General features: G+C 65.2%; 14 protein-coding genes. 10 read left to right on the top strand and 4 right to left on the bottom strand.

All coding sequences use genetic code 11. The features are described 5' to 3' along the window. Nucleotides 1–213: 213 nt before the first annotated feature. Complete coding sequence (locus WBN46_RS02665; RefSeq protein ID WP_337730196.1) at nucleotides 214–1,491, top strand: MFS transporter; 1,278 nt, start codon at nucleotides 214–216, stop codon at nucleotides 1,489–1,491. A 51-nt stretch (nucleotides 1,492–1,542) separates the two neighbouring features. Here the strand turns inward: WBN46_RS02665 and WBN46_RS02660 are convergent, their stop codons facing one another. The 4 genes from WBN46_RS02660 to WBN46_RS02645 all read right to left on the bottom strand — a co-directional run bounded on the left by WBN46_RS02660 (nucleotide 1,543) and on the right by WBN46_RS02645 (nucleotide 6,510). Continuing rightward, nucleotides 1,543–2,004 carry a bacteriohemerythrin gene (locus WBN46_RS02660; RefSeq protein WP_337730195.1) on the bottom strand — a complete coding sequence of 154 codons (462 nt, stop codon included), beginning with the start codon at nucleotides 2,002–2,004 and terminating at the stop codon, nucleotides 1,543–1,545. Between the two features lie 282 nt (nucleotides 2,005–2,286). Next, a complete protein-coding gene (locus WBN46_RS02655; protein ID WP_337730194.1) occupies nucleotides 2,287–3,591 on the bottom strand; it encodes a diguanylate cyclase in 1,305 nt (434 codons plus the stop codon). A gap of 95 nt (nucleotides 3,592–3,686) precedes the next feature. Continuing rightward, a complete protein-coding gene (locus WBN46_RS02650) occupies nucleotides 3,687–4,976 on the bottom strand; it encodes an FAD-binding oxidoreductase (protein ID WP_337730193.1) in 1,290 nt (429 codons plus the stop codon). A 154-nt stretch (nucleotides 4,977–5,130) separates the two neighbouring features. Continuing rightward, a complete protein-coding gene (locus tag WBN46_RS02645) occupies nucleotides 5,131–6,510 on the bottom strand; it encodes a glutamine synthetase family protein (RefSeq protein ID WP_337730192.1) in 1,380 nt (459 codons plus the stop codon). On the opposite strand from WBN46_RS02645, the gene WBN46_RS02640 reads away from it, so the two are divergent. The 9 genes from WBN46_RS02640 (at nucleotide 6,509) to WBN46_RS02600 (ending at nucleotide 16,021) form a co-directional block, all read left to right on the top strand. Continuing rightward, a complete protein-coding gene (locus WBN46_RS02640; RefSeq protein ID WP_192200699.1) occupies nucleotides 6,509–6,688 on the top strand; it encodes a hypothetical protein in 180 nt (59 codons plus the stop codon). The genes WBN46_RS02645 and WBN46_RS02640 overlap by 2 nt on opposite strands. Nucleotides 6,689–6,718: 30 nt before the next feature. After that, nucleotides 6,719–7,480, top strand: coding sequence for a gamma-glutamyl-gamma-aminobutyrate hydrolase family protein (locus WBN46_RS02635; RefSeq protein ID WP_337730191.1), 762 nt, complete (start codon nucleotides 6,719–6,721; stop codon nucleotides 7,478–7,480). 104 nt (nucleotides 7,481–7,584) lie between these two features. Beyond that, nucleotides 7,585–8,976 (top strand): glutamine synthetase family protein, encoded by a 1,392-nt coding sequence (locus WBN46_RS02630; RefSeq protein ID WP_337730190.1) that lies wholly within the window; start codon nucleotides 7,585–7,587, stop codon nucleotides 8,974–8,976. Between the two features lie 150 nt (nucleotides 8,977–9,126). Beyond that, nucleotides 9,127–10,491 carry an aspartate aminotransferase family protein gene (locus WBN46_RS02625; RefSeq protein WP_337730189.1) on the top strand — a complete coding sequence of 455 codons (1,365 nt, stop codon included), beginning with the start codon at nucleotides 9,127–9,129 and terminating at the stop codon, nucleotides 10,489–10,491. Nucleotides 10,492–10,582: 91 nt separating this feature from the next. Continuing rightward, nucleotides 10,583–11,698, top strand: a complete 1,116-nt coding sequence (locus WBN46_RS02620; protein WP_337730188.1) for a polyamine ABC transporter substrate-binding protein — start codon at nucleotides 10,583–10,585, stop codon at nucleotides 11,696–11,698. Nucleotides 11,699–11,902: 204 nt separating this feature from the next. After that, nucleotides 11,903–13,024 carry a polyamine ABC transporter substrate-binding protein gene (locus tag WBN46_RS02615; protein ID WP_337730187.1) on the top strand — a complete coding sequence of 374 codons (1,122 nt, stop codon included), beginning with the start codon at nucleotides 11,903–11,905 and terminating at the stop codon, nucleotides 13,022–13,024. Between the two features lie 101 nt (nucleotides 13,025–13,125). Continuing rightward, nucleotides 13,126–14,271 carry a polyamine ABC transporter ATP-binding protein gene (gene potA / locus WBN46_RS02610; RefSeq protein ID WP_298124188.1) on the top strand — a complete coding sequence of 382 codons (1,146 nt, stop codon included), beginning with the start codon at nucleotides 13,126–13,128 and terminating at the stop codon, nucleotides 14,269–14,271. Beyond that, nucleotides 14,268–15,182 carry an ABC transporter permease subunit gene (locus WBN46_RS02605; protein WP_192200706.1) on the top strand — a complete coding sequence of 305 codons (915 nt, stop codon included), beginning with the start codon at nucleotides 14,268–14,270 and terminating at the stop codon, nucleotides 15,180–15,182. The genes potA and WBN46_RS02605 overlap by 4 nt, the downstream gene beginning before the upstream one ends. Then, a complete protein-coding gene (locus tag WBN46_RS02600) occupies nucleotides 15,179–16,021 on the top strand; it encodes an ABC transporter permease subunit (RefSeq protein ID WP_277729202.1) in 843 nt (280 codons plus the stop codon). Before WBN46_RS02605 ends, WBN46_RS02600 begins: the two co-directional genes overlap by 4 nt. Nucleotides 16,022–16,260: the final 239 nt, after the last annotated feature.

The following is a 16,260-nucleotide window of genomic DNA, read 5'->3' as shown; positions in this document are numbered from 1 at the left end:
GCTGTTCCTTCTCCCCGCAAGCGGGGAGAAGGTGCCCGGAGGGCGGATGAGGGGCGGGCGCGGCAATGAGCCGGGCGCGCAGCTCTCGCATCTCCGTTCGCCCCTCACCCGCCTTCGGCACCCTCTCCCCGCAGGCGGGGAGAGGGAAGTCCCAGCAAGCACCTCGGCTTGTGGTTCTGCCAGAATCGCCCCGACCCACCGATCGGCTACTCCATGACCGCCAGCGCCGCCGCTTCCACGCCCACCAACTCCCCCGGCCGCGTGCTGTTCGCCAGTCTGATCGGCACCACCATCGAATTCTTCGATTTCTACATCTACGCCACGGCGGCGGTACTGGTGTTTCCGCACCTGTTCTTCCCGCAGAGCGATCCGACGACGGCCACGCTGCAGTCGTTCGCGACCTTCGCACTGGCGTTCATCGCGCGGCCGGTGGGCTCGGCGTTGTTCGGGCACTTCGGCGACCGCGTGGGGCGCAAGGCGACGCTGGTGGCGGCGCTGCTGACGATGGGCATCTCGACGGTGGTAATCGGCCTGCTGCCGACCTACGCACAGGTCGGCATCATGGCGCCGATGCTGTTGGCGTTGTGCCGGCTGGGACAAGGCATCGGCCTGGGCGGCGAGTGGGGTGGCGCCGTGTTGCTGGCGACGGAGAACGCGCCGCCCGGAAAGCGTGCGTGGTACGGCATGTTCCCGCAACTCGGTGCGCCGATCGGCTTCCTCTGCTCCACCGGCATCTTCCTGCTGCTGACCCAGGTGATGACGGACGCGCAATTCCTGGCATGGGGTTGGCGCATCCCGTTCGTCGCCAGTGCGGCGCTGGTCTTCGTCGGTCTGTGGGTGCGGCTGCGGATCACCGAGACACCCGATTTCCAGAAGGCGCTGGATCGCGACGAGCGCGTCAAGGTGCCGATGCTCACCACGGTGCGCGAACATCCCTTTGCGCTGCTGACCGGAACGTTCGCGCTGGTGGCGACGTTCGTGCTGTTCTATCTGATGACCGTGTTCGCGCTGAGCTGGGGCACGTCGAAGCTGGGCTACTCGCGCGAGCATTTCCTGCTGCTGCAGATGGTCGGCGTGCTGTTCTTCGCGCTGACGATTCCGCTGTCCGCACTGTATGCCGACCGCTTCGGGCGTCGCAACGCGATGATCGTGGCCACGCTGCTGATCATCGGTTTCGGGTTCGTTTTCGCCCCGCTGCTGGAATCCGGCAGCGACCTCGGCGTGCTCGCGTTCCTGGCGCTGGGGCTGGGCGCGATGGGGCTGACCTACGGTCCCTGCGGTACGATCCTCGCGGAGATGTTTCCCACGGCGGTGCGCTATACCGGCGCGTCGCTGGCATTCAACCTTGCGGGCATCCTGGGCGCGTCGCCCGCGCCCTACATCGCTACGCGCCTCGGCGAACGCTATGGCCTGGCATCGGTGGGCGGGTATCTGGCCGCGATGGCGGTACTGACATTGCTGGCGCTGCTGGTGATGCCGCGCCGCAGGTAGCGTGCGCCATGTGCGGGGCCGTGCGATGCGGGTGAGCGCGCGCGGTGCACGCTAGCCGAACAGTCGCTTCACGGTGCGGCTCAGCCAACCGCCCTGCTGGTGGTCCTTCACGAACTGGTTGAGATGGCGCTTCACGGAATCCGCGTAGGCCTTGTCGTCGTTGCGGATGTGGTTGAACAGCCAGCGCGACAGCATGCTGCGCAATTCGTCCACGATGTCCTCGCCGGCCTCGAAGCGCAGGCGGTATTCGGAAACGCGCTTGGTGAACACTTCATGCACGCGCTTGTGCGCAGCACTGAAGGGATAGCCCGCTTCCTCCATCAGTTCCTCCTCGAATGCGAAGTGCGACAGCGTGTAGTCGACCAGTTCATCGATCACCTCGGCCACGGCGAAGCGTTCCATCGACTTCTGGGTGATGTGCAGGTGGTTGATCATCTCCACGATGCGGCGGTGCTGGCCATCGATGATGTCGATGCCCGTATCCATGTCGTCCTGCCAGATCAGCAGTGTCATGAGCGTGTCCCCTGCCGGCGGATGCCGGAATGCAGGGGCAATCTAGGTGTGCGCCTGTGTCGCGGCATTGATCGGGATCAATGCCGCGACAGGTGGTCGCAGAAGAGGTTGGCCGTTGTAGGAGCGACGTGAGTCGCGACCATAGACCCAACGGATTCGGCAGACTCGGGTTCTGCCGACGTCATTCCCCGCGTTGTGCCCACTTTTTCAGCGTCGACCCGACGCGGTTGTATCGACCTTGCGGTCGCGACTCACCTCGCTCCTACACAAGAGCGACGCCCCTCAGCCGCTGGACACCACCCGGTTCCGCCCACCCGCCTTTGCCAGGTAGAGGCGTCGATCGGCTTCGCTGAGCAGGTGATTGAGCGTCTGGCCCGGGAAACGCGTCCGGAAGACGCCGATGCTGACCGTCATGCGCAGCTTGTGGCTGCCGATGTCGACTTCCAGCGCTTCTATCGCGGTGCGCAGCGATTCGAAATACTCCACCGCTTCGCTTTCACCCAGGTAGGGCACCAGTGCACAGAACTCCTCGCCGCCGAAACGGGCGACCAGATCCTGCGTGCCGGCGTGACGGGCGATGGTCTGGGCCACCGCCTTGAGCGCCACGTCGCCGGCTTCGTGGCCGTAGGTGTCGTTGATGTGCTTGAAGTGGTCGATATCGACGATCGCCGACGTCACCGACTGCTGCCGTCCCAACGTATTGGGCAGCAGTGCGTGGCATTCGGCCAGGAAGTGGCGGCGGTTGGGCAGGCCGGTGAGGAAGTCGCGCGTGGCCAGGTCCTGCAGCGTGCCAATCAGTTCCAGCTGGTCGATGTTCTGCGAGACGCGGCAGAAGAATTCTTCGCGCGAGAAGGGCTTGTGCAGGAAGTCGTTGGCGCCGCTCTTGAGGAAGCGCGGCACCAGGCTGCCATCGCTGGTGCCCGAAATGCCGATGATCGCCAGGTGGTCGCGCGCATGCCGTGCACGCAGGCGACGGGTGAACTCATGCCCCTTCATGCCGGGCATTTCCTGGTCGACGATGGCCAGACGGATGTCCGGGTTGGCATCCAGCATCGCCAGGCCGGCCTCTCCATCCGCCGCTTCCACCACGCGGAAACCGTACATCGACAGCAGCGCCGCCGCATGCTGACGGGCCGAGCGCGAGTCGTCGACGATCAGCGCGGCGATGCGGCGATTGCGTTCCAGCCGCTGCACCAGCCAGACCAGGTAATCGATGCTGCCCGGCGTGTTCTTGAGTACGTAGTCCACGACCTGCCGTCGCAGCACCTGTTCGCGCAGGCCGTCGTCGTAAACGCCGCTCACCACCACCGTGGGCAAGTGGCGCGAGAGGAAGAACTCCACCACCTCGTCGTGGCTGCCGTCGGCCAGCACCAGGCTGGTGACCACCATGAACCAGTCCGGATGCTTCTCCAGCGTCGCGCGCGCCTCGCCGAGGGTCGAGGCATAGACCACCGGGAGACTGAGTTTCTGCTCGATGGCCTCGCCGATCAGCCGCGCATGCGTGCGCGAGTTCTCCACCACCAGGATGCGTTGTGGCAGGGGCGAATTGCTTGCAGGGGCGGTTGGAACACGCAGGGGTGTCGGCATCGTCATCGGCGCCACGGGGTATCCATGTACCCGTTATCGGCCGCTCCGTGACGGACTTGAGAGCGCCGTCACGAAAACCGGCGCGTGCAGCGGCGTCACCAGAGGGCGTCGCGAAGCTTGTACCAGGCCATCGCGGCGACCAGGAGCGGGGTGCGCAGGGCGCGTCCGCCGGGGAAGGGGTGATGGCGGATCCTGGCGAACAGGTCCAGCCGTTCGGTCTGTCCGCGGATAGCTTCGGCGATCACGGTACCGGCCAGCCCGGCGGCGATCACGCCATGGCCCGAGAAGCCCTGCGCGAAGTACAGGTTCGGCGCCAGCCGGCCCCAGTGCGGGGCACGGTTGAGGGATATGTCGATCATTCCGCCCCACAGATACTCGATGCCCACGTCGCGCAACTGCGGGAAGACGCGATGCATGCGCCGCGTCATCACGCCGCGCAGGTTGGGTGGCGTCATCGTCGAGTAGCTCGCGCGCCCACCGAACAGCAGGCGATGGTCGCGGCCAAGACGGAAGTAGTCCAGCGCCCAGTTGGTGTCGGCCACGGCCATGTCGTTGCGGATCAGCCCGCGCGCACGCGCCTCGCCCAGCGGCGGCGTGGCGGCGATGTAGGTGCCGACCGGCATCATCCGCGATTCCAGTTCGGGTGTGATGCCGCGCAGCAGCGCGTTGCCGGCGAGGATGACCGTGTCGCAGACGACTTCGCCGCGGGCGGTCTTCAGCACGGGTCGCGCACCACGGACCAGTTGGATGACGCGCGAGCCTTCGAAGATCCGCGCGCCGGCGGCCAGCGCCGCACGGCCCAGGCCAAGCGCATAGGCGAGCGGATGCAGGTGGCCGCTCAGCGGGTCGTACATCGCGCCCAGGTAGCGGTCACTGGCCAACTCGGCACGCAGGCGCTCGCGGTTCCACCACTGCACGGGATGGCCGTAGCGTGTGTTGAAGTCCTCGATCGCGTGCTCGACCTCGCGCTGTTGGCGCGGCTTGATCGGCACGGTGGCGTGGCCATCGCGCCAATCGCAGTCGATCCCGTGCCGGTCGATGCGACCCCGCAGCCAGCGCAGGCCGTCCAGCGACAGGTCGAACATCTTCTTCGCGTCGTCGAAACCGACCAGCGCTTCCAGCTTCGCTTCGCCGCAGCTGAAACCGGCGATCGCCTGCCCGCCGTTGCGCCCCGACGCGCCCCAGCCGATGCGCTCGGCTTCCAGCACGACGACCCTGTAGCCGGCTTCCGCCAGTTCCAGAGCTGCCGACAGGCCGGTGTAGCCGGCGCCGAGGATGCAGACATCGGCGTCCACGCGCCCCTGCAGCACCGGTTGCGCAGGTAATGGCGTGGCGCTGGCGGCGTACCAGCTGTCGGGATAGGACATGCCGGGGGAGACGGTCATGACGTTCCCCTGCCGTCATTCCGGCGGACGCCGGAATCCACGTTGCTGTTTCGGTGTCCGGCAGCAGCGAGAGCAAGATGGATGACCCGCCGTTCGGCGGTCGAGAGCCCGGCGTCCGCCGGAATGACGGCTGGAAGAGCGCGCGACATTCGTCTCACACCGACCGCAGGTACCACGCGTACTCCAGATCCGTCACCTCGGTATAGAAGCTGTGCATCTCCTTGAGCTTCTGCTGGCCGTAGATGTGCTGGAACGACGTGCCGAACTGCGCGCGGATGAACTCGCTGCCCATGAACGATCCGATGGCCTCGCGCCAGAACGGGGTGCGGATCTCGGTCTGGTCGTAGGCGTTGCCGGTCACCGGCGGACCGGGGTCGAAACCCTCCTCCATGCCGTGCAGCATGCCGGCGAGCACTGCGGCGGTGACCAGGTAGATGTTGGCATCGGCACCGGCGATGCGGTGCTCGATGCGCGTGTTGGCTTCGTCGCTGTGCGGGATGCGCATGGCGACGGTGCGGTTGTTGTAGCCCCACACGTCGTTGAGCGGCACGAACGCATTCAGCACGAAGCGGCGGTAGCTGTTGGCATGCGGTGCGAACAGCAGCAGGCAGTCCTGGTCGCTGCGTTGCAGGCCGCCGATGGCGTGCTTCAGGGCCTCTGCCGGTGCTGAAGGCGGCGAGGCGAAGATGTTGCGGCCCTCGGCATCCAGCACGCTGGCGTGGATGTGCATGCCGCTGCCGGCCTGCTCGGCGAACGGCTTGGCCATGAAGCTGGCCATCAGCCCCTGCTGCTGCGCGGCGGCCTTGATCGCGCGCTTCAGGTAGATGGCATCGTCGCAGGCGAGCAGGGCGTCGTCGCGGTGCTTGAGGTTGATCTCGAACTGTCCCGGCGCGTACTCGGCCACCGCCGTGTCGGCGGGAATGCGCTGCGCCCGGCAGATGGCGGCCACCGCATCGGTGAAGCCCCGGTAGTCGTTGAGGTCTTCCATGTAGTAGACCTGCGTGCTGGTGTTGCGCTGGCCGGTCGCCGGATTGATCGAGGTGCGTGGGCGGCCGGCGTCATCCATGCGCTGGTCGAACAGGTAGAACTCCAGTTCCACCGCCACCACCGGCTTCAGCCCGCGCGCGGCGTAACGCGCCAGCACGCGCCTGAGCACTTCGCGTGGATTGGCCTCGAACATGCCGCCCTGCGCATCCTCCATGCTCAACAACAGTTGCGCAGCCGGGCGTGGCGACCACGGCACCGGCCGCAGCGAACCCGGCACGGGCCGGCACACGCGGTCCTCGTCGCCGATGTCGTAGCCCAGGCCGGTTTCCTCCACGGTATTGCCGGTGATGTCGGTGGCGATCAGCGACATCGGCAGGCACACGCCGTCGCGGTACACCTTCTCCAGTGCATCACGGGTAACGCGTTTGCCGCGCAGCAGGCCGTTCATGTCCGGCAGCAGCAGGTCGATCTGCTCGCAATCGGGGATCGAGGCCAGCGTGGCGGCGTCGTCGACAGGCAGGGAAGGCGCGGCGGAATCGGGGCGCATGATGGTGTTCCTGGAGGCTGCGGGCAGCTTAGCAGAGCTGCCGGTGCGTCAAGAATACTCAACGCCTGAATTCCTCCAGGTCAATGAAATGCCCGAAATTGGTGCCGCAGCGCACCATATCGGCGCCGAAAACGCCATCCTGGCGTGTCGTGTTGTAAAAATAAAACGGCCGGGTTAACTTGCCTGCAAGCCACTTCGGGCTTCCTGCATGACCCCGCTGCCGCGGGTCGGTCTGCCGACCGACCACAAGCAAATCGGTGCACATCCCTTCCTCGCTGTCGGCGAGAAATATGTGCGCGCGGTGGTCGACGGGGCCGGCTGCCTGCCGCTGCTGGTGCCCACGCTGGACCCGGTGCTGCCACTGCGCCAGGTGCTGGAGGGCCTCGATGGCCTGCTGCTGACCGGCGCGGTCAGCAATATCGAACCGCATCATTACAGCGACGAATCCAGCTACGAAGGCAACCTGCTGGATCCCCGCCGCGATGCCACCAACCTGCCGCTGATCCCGCTGGCGATCGAGATGGGTGTGCCGGTGCTGGCGATCTGCCGCGGCTTCCAGGAGGTCAACGTCGCCTTCGGGGGCAGCCTGTACCAGAAAGTACACGAGCAGCCCGGCTTCATGGATCATCGCGAGAACAGGGACGATCCGCTGGACGTGCAGTACGGTCCTGCGCACGACATCGCGCTGGTGCCGGGTGGCGTGCTGGCCACGCTGGTCGGTGACACGCGTGCCACCGTCAATTCGCTGCATGGCCAGGGCGTTCGCCGCCTGGGCGAAGGGCTGGTAGTAGAAGCGCAGGCGCCGGATGGACTGATCGAGGCGTTCCGCCACGACGGCGCCGCCTTCATGCTGGCCGTGCAGTGGCACCCCGAATGGAAGGTCGCCGAAAACCCGTTCTACCTTGCGCTTTTCCGCGCATTCGGCGACGCCTGTCGCGCCCGTGCGGCAGGGCGCGGAGGCGTGGCATGAAGCGGCGGCATCCACCGCCATGGGAGGGCGGGCGCTGAAGCGCCCGTGTCCAATGTCGCCGGCCGTCCCGCGCCGGTGCCTCCCTTCCCAGGACCGTGTTCCCCATGAGCCAGAAACAGACACAGCGAAAGAAAGCCGCCGCCGCCGAGCCTTCCGAGAGTTCACTGCGCCGCTGGCTGAAAGAGCGCAGCATCACCGAGGTCGAGTGCCTGGTACCCGACATCACCGGCATCGCGCGCGGCAAGATCATCCCCGCCGACAAGTTCAGCCATGACTACGGTACGCGCCTGCCCGAGGGCATCTTCGCCACCACCGTCACCGGCGATTACCCCGACGACTATTACGAGCTGACCTCGCCGTCGGACTCGGACATGTTCCTGCGGCCCGACCCCGACACCGTCCGCATGGTCCCATGGGCCACCGACCCTACCGCGCAGGTGATCCATGACTGCCACACCAAGGATGGCAAGCCGCACGACCTGGCCCCGCGCAACGTGCTGCGGCGCGTGCTGGCCGCCTATGAAAAGGAAGGGCTGCGGCCGGTAGTGGCACCGGAGCTGGAGTTCTTCCTGGTGCAGAAGAACACCGATCCTGATTTCCCGCTGCTGCCACCCGCCGGCCGCTCGGGCCGTCCCGAAACCGCGCGGCAGTCGTACTCCATCGATGCGGTCAACGAATTCGACCCCATCCTTGACCTGATGTACGACTACTGCGATGCGATGGAACTGGACGTGGATACGCTGATCCACGAATCCGGCGCCGCGCAGCTGGAAGTCAACTTCACCCACGACGATGCCCTGTCGCGCGCCGACCAAGTGTTCCTGTTCAAGCGCACGATGCGCGAAGCGGCGATGCGCCATGGCGTGTATGCCACCTTCCTGGCAAAGCCGATGGAGAACGAACCCGGCAGCGCCATGCATATCCACCAGAGCCTGCTGGACGTGAAGACCGGCCGCAACGTGTTCACCGGCAAGACCGAGGGCAAGGGCAGCAAGCTGTTCGGCCATTACCTGGGCGGCCTGCAGAAGTACGTGCCGATGGCGATGGCGTTCTTCGGTCCCAACGTCAACTCCTACCGGCGGCTGGCGCTGGGTCAGGTGGCGCCGATCAACGTGCAGTGGGGTTACGACAACCGTACCTGCGGCCTGCGCGTACCGATGGACACGCCGGAAAACATGCGGGTGGAAAGCCGCTTCGCCGGTTCCGATGCCAATCCGTATCTCGCCATGGCCGGCACGCTGGCCTGCGGCCTGCTGGGCATCCGCGAACAGCTCAAGCCGACCGAACCGCTGTCCAGCAGTGCGCAGGACATCGGCTTCGAGCTGCCGCGCTCGCTGGGCGAGGCGCTGGACGAACTGGAAGGCTGCAAGCCGCTGCAGGACCTGATGGGCGCGCGTTTCGTGCGTGCCTACGTGTCGGTGAAGCGCAAGGAATACGAGACCTTCTTCCGCGTGATCAGTTCGTGGGAGCGGGAGTTCCTGTTGTTGAACGTCTGAATGCTGTTCCCTTCTCCCGCCGGGAGAAGGTGGCGCGAAGCGCCGGATGAGGGTACGGCGGCATCGGGATGGTTCACCGCCGATGGTTCTGCCGGACCCTCACCCCAACCCCTCTCCCAATGGGAGAGGGGCTCAATCATTGGAGCGTGTATGAACCAACTCGACACCCGCACCCTGCAGAAGCTCGATGCCGAGCACCACCTGCATCCGTTCAACGACAACGCCGCGCTGGCGAAGAAAGGCACGCGCATCCTCACCAAGGGCGAGGGCTGCTACGTGTGGGATGCGGAAGGCAACCAGCTGCTCGACGCCTTCGCCGGCCTGTGGTGCGTCAACATCGGGTATGGGCGCACGGAGCTGGGCGAGGCCGCATCGAAGCAGATGACGCAGCTGGCCTACTACAACAGCTTCTTCCAGTGCACCACCGAGCCGACGATCGCACTGGCGGCGAAGCTGGCCGAGCTGGCGCCGGGCGATCTCAATCACTCCTTCTTCGTCAATTCCGGGTCGGAGGCCAACGACACCATCCTGCGCCTGGTCCGCCATTTCTGGGCCGTGCAGGACAAGCCGCAGAAGAACATCTTCATCGGCCGCCACGATGGCTACCACGGCACCACCATGGCTGGCGCCAGCCTCGGTGGCATGAAGGGCATGCACAAGCAGGGCGGGTTGCCGATCCCCGACATCCACCACATCGATCCTCCGTTCTGGTTCGCCGACGGCGGCGACATGGACGAGGACGAGTACGGGCTGGTTGCCGCACGCCGACTGGAGGACAAGATCCTCGAACTCGGCCCGGACCGCGTGGCCGCCTTCATCGGCGAGCCCATCATGGGTGCCATCGGTGTCTACATTCCGCCGAAGACCTACTGGCCCGAGATCGAGCGCATCTGCCGCAAGTACGACGTGCTGCTGGTGGCCGACGAAGTGATCTGCGGTTTCGGCCGCACCGGCGAGTGGTTCGGTTCCCAGTACTTCGGCTTCCAGCCGGACATCATGCCGGTGGCCAAGGGCATCACCTCCGGCTACATCCCGCTGGGCGCGGCGATGTTCAACGACCGCGTGGCCAAGGTGCTGAAGGAGCAGGGCGGCGAACTGGCGCACGGGGCCACGTACTCGGGCCACCCGGTGTGCGCGGCGGTGGCACTGGAGAACATCCGCATTCTCCAGGACGAAAAGATCGTCGAGCGCGCGAAGACCGAGGTCGCGCCCTACCTGGCGCAGCGCTGGGCCGAGCTGGGCGAACACCGGCTGGTCGGGCAGGCGCGCATCGCCGGCATGGTCGGCGCGCTGGAACTGGTGCCGGACAAGCGCAAGCGCGCGTTCTTCCCCGAGCGCGGCACCGTCGGTCCTCGCTGTCGCGACCACGCGCTCAGGCACGGGCTGATCCTGCGCGCCACCTGGGACGCGATGCTGCTGTCGCCCCCGCTGGTGATCACCCGTACGCAGGTGGACGAGCTGTTCGACAAGACATGGAAGGCGCTCAACGACACCGCCGACGATCTGGGGCTGTGAGGCCTCGCCGCGATGCGTGCGCTGCGTCACGGCGTCGCGGCCCGGGCGTATGATGTTTCCATCCCCCGATCCTGATTCCATGGAGACCCCGATGAAGCTCAAGACCCTCACCGTCATGCTGGCCGCCGCCGTGCTGGCAGCCTGTGGCGGCAAGGACGGGCAGGCCACCGCCGACGCGCCCTCGAAGACCCTCAATGTCTACAACTGGTCCGACTACATCGCCGAGGACACGATCCCGAACTTCGAGCAGCAGTCGGGCGTCAAGGTCACCTACGACGTGTTCGACAGCGACGAGATGGTCGAGACCAAGCTGCTGGCCGGCAGCAGTGGTTACGACGTGGTGGTGCCATCGCTGAGCTTCCTGGGACGGCAGATCCAGGCCGGTGTGTTCCTGCCGCTGGACAAGAGCAAGCTCCCGAACCTGAAGAACCTCGACCCGAAGATGCTCGAGCGCATCGCGCTGCAGGACCCGGGCAACCAGTACGCCGTGCCCTACCTCTGGGGTACCAGCGGCATCGGCTACAACGTCGACAAGATCAAGGCCATCTTCGGCGACACCGCCGTGACCGGCAGCTGGGACGTGGTATTCAAGCCGGAGAACGCGGCCAAGCTGAAGGATTGCGGTATCACCGTGCTGGACACGCCGTCGGAGCTGATCCCGATTGCGCTGAACTACCTGGGCGAAGATCCGCACAGTTTCGATCCGGCCACCATCGACAAGGCGGCGGCGCTGCTGAAGTCGATTCGCCCGTATATCCGCAACTTCCACTCTTCCTCGTACATCAACGATCTGGCCAACGGCGATGTCTGCCTGGTGGTGGGCTGGTCGGGCGACATCATCCAGGCGCGCGACCGCGCCGCCGAAGCGGGCAACGGCGTCAACGTGGCGTACTCGATCCCGAAGGAAGGCGCGCCGCAGTGGTTCGACATGCTGGCCATCCCGAAGGATGCGAAGAATGTCGACAACGCCTACGCCTTCATCAACTACCTGCTCGACCCGAAGGTGGCGGCGGCGAACACCAACTACGTGACCTATCCGAACCCGGTGCCGGCGTCCCGGCCGCTGGTCGAGAAAAGCATCGCGGATGATCCGACGATCTATCCGCCGGCGGACGTGGACGCAAAACTGTTCACCTTCGCGGTGCTGCCGCCGGAAGTGGATCGCCAGTACACGCGCATCTGGACGGAGCTGAAGACCGGACGCTGACACACACGAGGGCGCGGGCCATGACGGACGCGCCCTTCGTCATCGTGGCGTCACCCACGGGAGCGGGTGGCGACACAGGGGAGGGGAGAAGGGGAGCAACGCCGGCACGGAACAGGCCATTGCAATGACAGCATGCCCGCGGCGGCCCCAGGCCGGTACGGGACCACATCAAGCCGCCCTTGCGGGCCGAACGGAGAGAGATTGATGAAACTGCGCGTACTGGCAACCACCCTGGCCCTGTGCACCCTCGCCGCATGCGGCGGAAAATCCGCCGGGGAAGGCGGCACCGACACCGGCGGCGCCAAGCAGGTCAACGTCTACAACTGGTCCGACTACATCGCCGAAGACACCATCCCGAACTTCGAGAAGAGCACCGGCATCAAGGTGACCTACGACGTGTTCGACAGCAACGAGGTGCTGGAAACCAAGCTGCTGGCGGGCAGCAGCGGTTACGACGTGGTGGTGCCGACGATGAATTTCCTCGGCCGGCAGATCCAGGCCGGCGTGTTCCTGCCGCTGGACAAGAGCAAGATCCCCAACTACGCCAACCTCGACCCGGCCATCATGAAGCGGCTGGAGAACCAGGACCCCGGCAACCAGCATGCGATCCCCTACATGTGGGGGACCACCGGCATCGGCTACAACGTCGACAAGGTGAAGGCGGCCTTCGGCAACACCGACATCGCCAACAGCCTGGACATCGTGTTCAAGCCCGAGAACATTTCCAAGCTGAAGGACTGCGGCGTGACCTTCCTGGATACGCCTTCGGAGATCATCCCGATCGCGCTCAACTACCTGGGCGAGGATCCCAACAGCCAGGACGCGGCGGTGATCGACAAGGCCGCCGCGCTGCTGAAGACGATCCGCCCGTACATCACCAATTTCCATTCCTCGCAGTACATCGACGCGATGGCCAATGGCGATACCTGCCTGGTCGTGGGCTGGTCGGGTGACATCATCCAGGCGCGCGACCGCGCCGCTGAAGCGGGCAACGGCGTCAACATCGCCTATGCCATCCCGAAGGAAGGCGCGCCGCAATGGTTCGACATGCTGGCCATCCCGAAGGGCGCCAAGCACATCGATGAGGCCTATGCCTTCATCAACTACCTGCTCGACCCGCAGGTGATGGCGAACAATTCGAACTTCATCAGCTATCCGAACGCGATCCCCAAGGCGAAGGACCTGATGGAGAAGACGATCACGGAAGATCCGACGATCTATCCCACGCCCGAGGTGGAAGCCAAGCTGTTCACCTTCGCCATCATCCCGCCGGAAGTGGACCGCCAGTACACCCGCATCTGGACGGAACTGAAGACCGGCAAGTAAGCGCCGCGGCCGGTACGGGCGATGCCCGTGCCGGTGTCCGGCGGACCCACGCGATATATAGATGGCCGGCGCCCACGCGGTCCGGCGACCAGGGGAATTCCATGGCGGCAGAACAGGGCAACGGCGGCAAGGACGCGGGGCAGGGCGGCAAGGCGAACCCGCAGGAGTACCTGCGCATCGTCGATGTGCGCAAGGAGTTCGACGGCTTCGTCGCCGTGGACGACACCAACCTGACGATCCGCAAGGGCGAGATCTTCGCGTTGCTGGGTGGATCGGGCAGCGGCAAGTCGACGCTGCTGCGATGCCTCGCCGGTTTCGAGAAGCCCTCGTCCGGCAAGATCTACCTGGACGGGCAACTGCTCAACGACCTGCCGCCGTACGAGCGGCCGCTCAACATGATGTTCCAGTCCTACGCGCTGTTCCCGCACATGACGGTCGAGCAGAACATCGCCTTCGGCCTGAAGCAGGACGGCCTGTCGAAGGACGCGATCAGGAAGCGCGTGGAGGAGATGCTGGCGCTGGTACAGCTGGGCAAACTGGCCAAACGCAAACCGCACCAGTTGTCCGGTGGCCAGCAACAGCGCGTCGCGCTGGCGCGCTCGCTGGCGAAGGGCCCGAAGCTGTTGCTGCTGGACGAACCGATGGGCGCGCTGGACAAGAAGCTGCGCTCGCAGATGCAACTGGAACTGGTGAGCATCATCGAGAAGTCGGGCGTGACCTGCGTGATGGTCACCCACGACCAGGAAGAGGCCATGACCATGGCCACCCGCATCGCGCTGATGGACCAGGGCTGGATCCGCCAGGTCGGCACGCCGGACGAAATCTACGAGCAACCCACCAGCCGCTTCGCTGCCGAGTTCATCGGCTCGGTCAACCTGATCGAAGGCGTGGTGGAGGAAGACGAAGCCGACTACGTCACCATCCGTTCGCCGCAGCTGCCGGATCCGATCTACATCGGCCATGGCATCTCGGGCTTCGAAGGACAGGAGGTCGGCTTCGCGGTACGGCCGGAAAAGCTGGGCATCGGCAAGCAGGAACCCGAACAGCCGCACAACAAGGCGAAGGGCGTGATCGAGGACATCGCCTATTTCGGCAGCCACTCGGTATACCACGTGCGCCTGCCGAGCGGGTACAAGTTCATGGCCAACTTCGCCAACGTGCAGCGCTGGGCCAGCGAAGGCCTGACCTGGAACGACGAAGTCTGGGTGTGGTGGGGCGACAACGACGGCGTGGTGCTGACCTCATGAACATCCTCCGTTCCCTGGGCAAGCGCCTGCCGGGGCCGCGCTGGGGCGTCATCTCGGTGCCCTACGTGTGGCTGCTGCTGTTCTTCGCCATCCCGTTCCTGATCGTGCTGAAGATCTCCTTCGCCAAGCTGGCGATCGCGATGCCGCCGTATACGCCCATCCTCGAGTACATCGACGAGGCGTTGACGCTCAAGCTCAACCTGGGCAACTACACCGCGCTGTTCACCGACTCGCAGTACATCCAGGCGTATCTGAGCTCGATCAAGATCGCCGCCATCTCCACCTTCCTCGCGCTGCTGGTGGCGTATCCGATCGCCTACGTCATCGCACGCCTGCCACCGTCGTCGCGCAACATCGCGATGATGCTGGTGGTGCTGCCGTCGTGGACGTCGTTCCTGATCCGCGTCTACGCATGGATCGGCATCCTCAAGAACAACGGCCTGCTCAACAACCTGCTGATGAAGATCGGCATCATCGACGAGCCCCTGCAGATCCTGTACACCCCGCTCGCGGCGTACATCGGCATCGTCTACTGCTACCTGCCGTTCATGGTGTTGCCGCTGTACACCAACCTGGTGAAGCACGACAACCGCCTGCTGGAGGCCGCCTACGACCTGGGTGCGAAACCCTGGAAGGCGTTCTTCACCATCACGCTGCCCCTGTCCAAGGCCGGCATCATCGCGGGGTGCATGCTGGTGATGATCCCGGCGGTGGGGGAATTCGTGATTCCCGAACTGCTCGGTGGCCCGGACACGCTGATGATCGGCCGCGTGCTGTGGGGCGAGTTCTTCAACAACCGCGACTGGCCCGCGGCGTCGGCGGTGGCCATCGTCATGCTGATCCTGCTGCTGGTCCCCATCCTGATCTTCAACCGCGTACAGCAACGCGAGCTGGAAGGGAGGCTGACATGAGCCGCGTCGGACAACGTACCGTCAACTGGGTGGTGCTCGGGCTGGGTTTCGCTTTCCTGTACGTGCCGGTCTTCATCCTGATGGTGTACTCCTTCAACGAGTCGCGCCTGGCCACGGTGTGGTCGGGCTTCTCGTTCAAGTGGTACGGCGAGCTGTTCCGCGACGAGAAGATGCTGCGTGCCGCCTGGATCAGCATCAAGGTGGCGTTCTGGACCGCCAGTGCCGCGGTGGTACTGGGCACGATGGCGGCGCTGGTGATGACCCGCATGCGCCGTTTCCCCGGCAAGACGCTGTTCGGTGCGCTGATCACCGCGCCGCTGGTGATGCCGGAGGTGATCATCGGCCTGTCGATCCTGCTGATGTTCGTGTCGCTAGGGCAATTCATAGGCTTCAAGCCGGGCGGCATCCTGTCGATCTGGATCGCGCACGTCACGTTCACCCTGGCCTTCGTCACCGTCGTCGTGTCCTCGCGCCTGTCGGAACTGGACAAGTCGCTGGAGGAAGCCGCGATGGACCTGGGTGCCAACCGCATCAAGGTGTTCTTCCTGATCACGTTGCCCATCATCGCGCCCGCCCTGGTGTCCGGCTGGCTGCTCGCCTTCACGCTGTCGCTGGACGATGTGGTGATCGCCAGCTTCGTCGCCGGTCCGAGTTCGACCACATTGCCGATCGAGGTGTTCTCGTCGGTGCGGCGGGGCCTGAGCCCGAAGATCAATGCGCTCGCCACCTTGATGATCCTGGTGGTCAGCGTGGCGGCATTCCTGGGCTGGTGGTTCATGTATCGCGAGGAGAAGCGTCGCCAGCGCGACGTGCAACTGGCGTTGCAGGAGAACGGATAGCAATCGGGAGGAGGAGGGGCGGGTCGCCGATGGCACGTCGCAGCGCTTGCCCGTCATCCCAGCGTAGGCCGGGATCCAACTTGCTTCTGTCCTGGATCCTGTGGGATTACGCGAAAGTCAAAATGGATCCCGGCTTGCGCCGGGATGACGGTGGAGGAGTCCTGGAACGTCAACGGGCGTTGCAGGAGAACGGGTGGCAAGTTGGAAGCGGGTGGCAGGTCGCGGATGGCATGACCAGC

This window comes from Pseudoxanthomonas sp. CCNWLW251, assembly GCF_037402255.1.
Taxonomy (GTDB): domain Bacteria; phylum Pseudomonadota; class Gammaproteobacteria; order Xanthomonadales; family Xanthomonadaceae; genus Pseudoxanthomonas_A.
The sequence above is the reverse complement of the archived record's forward strand: the minus strand, read 5'-3'. Positions and strand labels throughout refer to the sequence as shown.

What these genes read in the sequence shown, in the direction of transcription:
- WBN46_RS02665 (WP_337730196.1), top strand. Translation starts at nt 214, where the DNA reads ATGACCGCCAGCGCCGCCGCTTCCACGCCCACCAACTCCCCCGGCCGC.
- WBN46_RS02625 (WP_337730189.1), top strand. Translation starts at nt 9,127, where the DNA reads ATGAACCAACTCGACACCCGCACCCTGCAGAAGCTCGATGCCGAGCAC.
- WBN46_RS02640 (WP_192200699.1), top strand. Translation starts at nt 6,509, where the DNA reads ATGATGGTGTTCCTGGAGGCTGCGGGCAGCTTAGCAGAGCTGCCGGTG.
- WBN46_RS02605 (WP_192200706.1), top strand. Translation starts at nt 14,268, where the DNA reads ATGAACATCCTCCGTTCCCTGGGCAAGCGCCTGCCGGGGCCGCGCTGG.
- WBN46_RS02655 (WP_337730194.1), bottom strand. Translation starts at nt 3,591, where the DNA reads ATGCCGACACCCCTGCGTGTTCCAACCGCCCCTGCAAGCAATTCGCCC.
- WBN46_RS02630 (WP_337730190.1), top strand. Translation starts at nt 7,585, where the DNA reads ATGAGCCAGAAACAGACACAGCGAAAGAAAGCCGCCGCCGCCGAGCCT.
- WBN46_RS02615 (WP_337730187.1), top strand. Translation starts at nt 11,903, where the DNA reads ATGAAACTGCGCGTACTGGCAACCACCCTGGCCCTGTGCACCCTCGCC.
- potA (WP_298124188.1), top strand. Translation starts at nt 13,126, where the DNA reads ATGGCGGCAGAACAGGGCAACGGCGGCAAGGACGCGGGGCAGGGCGGC.
- WBN46_RS02660 (WP_337730195.1), bottom strand. Translation starts at nt 2,004, where the DNA reads ATGACACTGCTGATCTGGCAGGACGACATGGATACGGGCATCGACATC.
- WBN46_RS02650 (WP_337730193.1), bottom strand. Translation starts at nt 4,976, where the DNA reads ATGACCGTCTCCCCCGGCATGTCCTATCCCGACAGCTGGTACGCCGCC.
- WBN46_RS02600 (WP_277729202.1), top strand. Translation starts at nt 15,179, where the DNA reads ATGAGCCGCGTCGGACAACGTACCGTCAACTGGGTGGTGCTCGGGCTG.
- WBN46_RS02645 (WP_337730192.1), bottom strand. Translation starts at nt 6,510, where the DNA reads ATGCGCCCCGATTCCGCCGCGCCTTCCCTGCCTGTCGACGACGCCGCC.
- WBN46_RS02635 (WP_337730191.1), top strand. Translation starts at nt 6,719, where the DNA reads ATGACCCCGCTGCCGCGGGTCGGTCTGCCGACCGACCACAAGCAAATC.
- WBN46_RS02620 (WP_337730188.1), top strand. Translation starts at nt 10,583, where the DNA reads ATGAAGCTCAAGACCCTCACCGTCATGCTGGCCGCCGCCGTGCTGGCA.